1 protein-coding gene is annotated in these 248 nt (G+C 59.7%); it reads left to right on the top strand.

Going from position 1 to position 248, the window contains the following annotated elements:
- The coding region (gene fliE / locus AC0IW9_RS31535) for a flagellar hook-basal body complex protein FliE (protein WP_471652224.1) at positions 1 to 248 on the top strand (248 nt) is incomplete at both ends.

Raw genomic sequence — 248 nt, 5'->3', positions numbered from 1 at the left:
GTCCTAAAGTCGCGGCAGCACCGGCAGAAGTCGGGGCGCCGAGCTTTTCCGACATGCTCGGGCAGGCGGTCAACAAGGTGAACGAAACCCAGCAAGCTTCTAGCCAACTGGCCGAAGCCTTCGAAATCGGCAAGAGCGGCGTGGATATCACTGACGTGATGATCGCCTCGCAGAAGGCCGGCGTGTCCTTCCAGGCCATTACGCAGGTGCGCAACAAGCTGGTTCAGGCGTACCAGGACATCATGCAA

Source organism: Belnapia sp. AC561, from assembly GCF_979252845.1.
Note: the sequence above shows the minus strand (reverse complement) of the source record. Positions and strands in the feature narration are given on the sequence as shown.